This is a genomic window from Arhodomonas sp. KWT (genome assembly GCF_010993615.1).
On the sequence record NZ_WNXE01000098.1, the window covers coordinates 2672 to 7029 of the forward strand.

Sequence of the window (4358 nt, forward strand, 5' to 3'; positions counted from 1 at the left end):
GATCGCCGAGACCACCGTATCCGCCGGGCCATCCCGGACCGCGGCCACCAGCCCGGCCTCGCCGGCGAGCACGGCCGGCGCACCGGGGCCGTCGCCCAAGGCCCGGGACAGGGCCCGGGCCGCCTGCGGATCGGCCATGACCGCGACCTCGGGACAATGATGCCGGCACAGCGCCGCCATCGCCTCGACATTACGCGAGGCAGTGAGCGTATGTACGTGGAAACGCTCCGGATGACGGTCAACGACATCGAGCACGCTGGTACCGATGGATCCGGTCGCACCGAGAACGGTCACCTCACGCATGCGCGCCTCCGGCGAGCACGAAGGCCGCCACCGCCACCACCGGTGCCGCCGCGAGCAGCGCATCGATCCGGTCGAGCAGTCCCCCGTGACCGGGCAGCATCTGGCCGCTGTCTTTCAGGCCGCGCTGGCGCTTGAGCATGCTCTCGAAGAGATCGCCGACAATGCTCAGGGCGATCGTCACCACCCCCGCCACGGGCAGCCAGGGCGAGAACGGCAGCCGGCCCTCGCCGGGGATCCAGTCACCCAGCAGCGCAACGAGCGCCGCGGCGGCCAGGCCCAGCACCAGCCCCCCGCCCACGCCGGCCCAGGTCTTCCCCGGGCTGATCGTCGGGGCGAGCCGCCGGCGCCCCCACCGGCGCCCGGCGAAATAGCCGCCGATATCGCCGCCCCAGACCAGCACCAGCAACACCGTGAGCCAGACCGGGGCCGCCGTGGTCTGGATCTCGACCACCATGATCGCGCCACACGCCGCGGCCAGGGTCGCCACGCCGGCAATCGCGTCGAGCCCGTCGTGCGGCGGCAGCCGTCCGCCACTGCGCGCGAACGCGGTGAGCCGGGCGACGGGCAGGGCCCACCAGGCAAGGGTGATACCGGCGAGCACGCCGCCCCGGGTAATCACTGCCGAGGCCCACCACGCGAGTCCGCAGGCGAGCGCACAGGCGAGGGTGTATAGCGCCCGGCCACGGCACGTCGTCAGCCCGGCAAGCCGGGACCACTCCCAGCCGGCCGCCGTCATGACCGCGATCACCGCGACCCCGAGCACCCAGGACGGTGCCCCCCACACCAGCCAGACGGCCAGGGGGGCCAGGATCACGGCGGTGAGCACGCGCGTCCTAAGCACGGCCGTCAGATCCCAGCTGCTCGGCGGTCATGCCGAAACGCCGCTGACGGCCGCGGAACCATGCCAGCGCCTCGTCCAGGGCATCCGCGCCGAAATCCGGCCAGAGCACGTCGCAGAAGTAGAGTTCGGTATAGGCAAGCTGCCAGATGAGGAAGTTGCTGATACGCCGCTCGCCGCCGGTGCGGATGAACAGGTCCGGCTCAGGCAGGTCGGCGAGGCAGAGCTCGCCGGCCAGTGTCCGTTCGTCGACAGCGTCGGCGTCCAGGCTGCCCTCGGCCACACGGGCAGCGAGGCGGTGCGCGGCGCGGGCGATGTCCCAGCGCCCGCCGTAGCCGACAGCGACGTTGACGGTCAGCGCCTCGTTGCCGGCGGTACGCCGCGCCGCGTCCGCCATGCGTTCGCGAAGCGCCCCGGCAAGGCGCTCGTGATCGCCGATGAAGCGCAGGCGCACGCCATTCTCGGCAAGACGTCCCGTCTCGCGCTCCAGTGCGCGCAGGAACAGCTCCATGAGCATGCGCACTTCGCCCGGCGGGCGGCGCCAGTTCTCGCTACTGAAGGCGAACAGGGTCAGGCAGGGAATCCCCCGGTCAAGGCAGTATTCCACCGTTCGGCGTGCGGCCTCGGCACCGGCACGGTGGCCCTGGTGCCGCGGGCGCCCACGCCCGGCGGCCCAGCGCCCGTTGCCGTCCATGATGATGGCGATGTGCCGCGGTTTGACCCCGTCGTCGGGGCCCGGCTTGTGGGATTCGCGGTCTGCCGCTGTCATTATATCTCCACGGGTCGGGAAGACGGCCGGCGCCGCCGCAACGGCGGAAGGCGGCCAGCCGGAGGCCGCGGCCGCATCCTGTCGCCCGCGTCGGCGGGGACGCCCGAGCCGGGGATCAGATCTCCATGAGCTCCGCTTCCTTGTCGCGCAGCAGCTCGTCCACCTCCGCGATGCGCCGGTCGGTGATCTTCTGGATCTCGTCCTCGCCGTGCTTGCGGTCGTCGTCGGTGATCTCCTTGTCCTTGGCGAGGGACTTGAGATCGGCGTTCGCGTCGCGGCGGATGTTGCGGACCGCCACACGGGCCTGCTCGGCCTCGCCGCGGACGATCTTGATGAGATCCTTGCGCCGCTCCTCGGTCAGCGGCGGCAGCGGGATGCGGATGACCGCCCCGGCGGAGTTCGGCGTGAGCCCGAGGTCGGACTCCATGATCGCCTTCTCCACCGGCTGGATCATGTTCTTCTCGTAGGGCGTGACCACCAGCGTGCGCGCGTCGCTCGCGGTGATGTTGGCCACCTGGTTGAGCGGCACCTGCGCGCCGTAGTAGGAGACGGTCACGTGGTCGAGCAGACTGGTGTGGGCACGGCCGGTGCGGATCTTGTGGAAGTCGTGGTTGAGATTCTCCACGCTCTTGGCCATGCGCTGGTCGGCGTCTTTCCGGATCTCGTCGATCATGGTCCTATCCCCTTTCGACGATCGTGCCAATGTCGCGGCCCTCGACCGCGTCGGCGAGGGCGCCGGCACGCGTGATGTCGAACACCATGATGGGCATGCTCTGGTCACGGCACATCACGATGGCCGTGGCGTCCATGACGTTGAGCTTGCGCTCGATGACCTCATCGTAGGTGAGGCGGCGGTAGCGGATGGCGGAGGGCTCCTCCACCGGGTCGGCGGAGTAGACCCCGTCCACCTTGGTCGCCTTGAGCATGATGTCCGCGTTGATCTCCACCGCGCGGAGGCTCGCCGCCGAGTCGGTGGTGAAGAACGGGTTGCCAGTGCCGGCGGCGAAGATCACCACCCGGCCCTTCTCCAGGTGCCGGATCGCGCGCCGCCGGATGTAGTCCTCGCAGACCTGGTTGATCTTGATCGCGGACATCACCCGCGAGAACACCCCGCCGCGCTCCAGGGCGTCCTGGAGCGCGAGGGCGTTCATCACGGTGGCCAGCATCCCCATGTGGTCGCCGGTCACGCGGTCCATGCCGGCGGCCGCAAGGCCGGCGCCGCGGAAGATATTGCCCCCGCCGATGACCAGGGCGACCTGTACGCCCCGGGCGATGAGCTCCTTGATCTCGGTGGCCAGCCTCTCGGTGACCTTCGGGTCGATGCCGTAGGCCTCGTTGCCGAGAAGGCCTTCACCGCTGATCTTGACCAGTATGCGGCGGTATCGTAGCTCGCTCATGATCCGGGCTCCATGACGGGGGTGGGTCTTCGCGCGCGCCGGCGAGCAGCCCTCAGGAGCCCTTGACCTGGGCGGCGACCTCTTCCGCGAAGTTCTCCTGCTTCTTCTCCTTGCCCTCACCCACCTCGAAGCGGGTGAAGTGGGCCACGCGGGCCCCCCTGGACTCGAGCAGCTTGCCGACGGTCTGATCCGGATCCTTCACGAAGGGCTGGCCCACGAGGGTAATCTCCCCGAGCCACTTGCGCAGCCGGCCCTCGACCATCTTCTCGACGATCTCGGCAGGCTTGCCGGAATCCTTCGCCTGCTCGACGAGAATGTCGCGCTCCTTGGCGACCAGCGCCTCGTCGACCTCGTCCGGGGTCACGTGCACCGGATTGCTCGCCGCGATGTGCATGCACAGGTCGCGGGCGAGATCCTCGTCGCCGCCCTCGAGTTCGACCATCACCCCGATGCGGCTGCCGTGGAGGTAGCTCGCGAGCACACCGGAGGTCTCGTAGCGCGCGAAGCGGCGGACCTGGACGTTCTCGCCGATCTTGGCGATGAGCGCCTTCTGCGCCGTCTCGACGTCGTCACCGCTGGCGAGCTTGAGCGCCATCAGCGCGTCGAGGTCCTCGGGGGCGTCCTCGAGCACGCGCTGGGCGACCTCGTTGGCGAAGCCCTTGAAGTCGTCGCCGGCGGCGACGAAGTCGGTCTCGCAGTTGATCTCCACGATCGCACCGCGGCGGGCGTCGTCGCTCTGGGCGATGATGATCGCGCCCTCGGCGGCCACGCGGCCGGCCTTCTTGTCGGCCTTCGCGAGGCCGCGCTTGCGCATCACCTCGACGGCCGCCTCGATGTCGCCCTCGGCCTCGACCAGGGCCTTCTTGCACTCCATCATGCCCGCGCCCGTGCGCTCGCGCAGGTCCTTGACGAGTTGAGCGGAAATCGCCATGGGTAACTCCCCTGTTCGGTATTCGGTAGACAGGTAGCCCGCCCGTTACCGGGCGGGCCCGTGCAATGCTATTCGGCGCCCTGGGCCGGCTGCTCCTCGCCGGTCTCCGCAGCGGCCACG

At 69.8% G+C, this 4358-nt stretch carries 5 protein-coding genes and 1 pseudogene; all 6 read right to left on the reverse strand.

All coding sequences use genetic code 11. The annotated features are described in order from the left end of the window. Positions 1-303, reverse strand: a pseudogene (locus tag G7A99_RS25525) (1-deoxy-D-xylulose-5-phosphate reductoisomerase); the annotation flags it as partial. Then, on the reverse strand, positions 296-1144 hold the full coding sequence (locus G7A99_RS13095) for a phosphatidate cytidylyltransferase (protein WP_163140789.1): 849 nt from the start codon (positions 1142-1144) through the stop codon (positions 296-298). The gene G7A99_RS13095 and the pseudogene G7A99_RS25525, both read right to left, overlap by 8 nt. After that, positions 1137-1910 (reverse strand): polyprenyl diphosphate synthase, encoded by a 774-nt coding sequence (gene uppS, locus G7A99_RS13100; protein ID WP_163140792.1) that lies wholly within the window; start codon positions 1908-1910, stop codon positions 1137-1139. Before uppS ends, G7A99_RS13095 begins: the two co-directional genes overlap by 8 nt. A gap of 115 nt (positions 1911-2025) precedes the next feature. Then, a complete protein-coding gene (gene frr, locus G7A99_RS13105; RefSeq protein ID WP_163140795.1) occupies positions 2026-2583 on the reverse strand; it encodes a ribosome recycling factor in 558 nt (185 codons plus the stop codon). Between the two features lie 4 nt (positions 2584-2587). After that, positions 2588-3307 (reverse strand): UMP kinase, encoded by a 720-nt coding sequence (gene pyrH, locus G7A99_RS13110; RefSeq protein WP_163140797.1) that lies wholly within the window; start codon positions 3305-3307, stop codon positions 2588-2590. A gap of 52 nt (positions 3308-3359) precedes the next feature. Continuing rightward, positions 3360-4238 (reverse strand): translation elongation factor Ts, encoded by an 879-nt coding sequence (gene tsf, locus G7A99_RS13115; protein ID WP_163140800.1) that lies wholly within the window; start codon positions 4236-4238, stop codon positions 3360-3362. Between the last annotated feature and the right edge of the window lie 120 nt (positions 4239-4358).

Bases quoted from the DNA above. Each gene is read 5' to 3' on its own strand.
- uppS (WP_163140792.1), bottom strand. From the start codon at position 1,910: ATGACAGCGGCAGACCGCGAATCCCACAAGCCGGGCCCCGACGACGGG.
- frr (WP_163140795.1), bottom strand. From the start codon at position 2,583: ATGATCGACGAGATCCGGAAAGACGCCGACCAGCGCATGGCCAAGAGC.
- pyrH (WP_163140797.1), bottom strand. From the start codon at position 3,307: ATGAGCGAGCTACGATACCGCCGCATACTGGTCAAGATCAGCGGTGAA.
- tsf (WP_163140800.1), bottom strand. From the start codon at position 4,238: ATGGCGATTTCCGCTCAACTCGTCAAGGACCTGCGCGAGCGCACGGGC.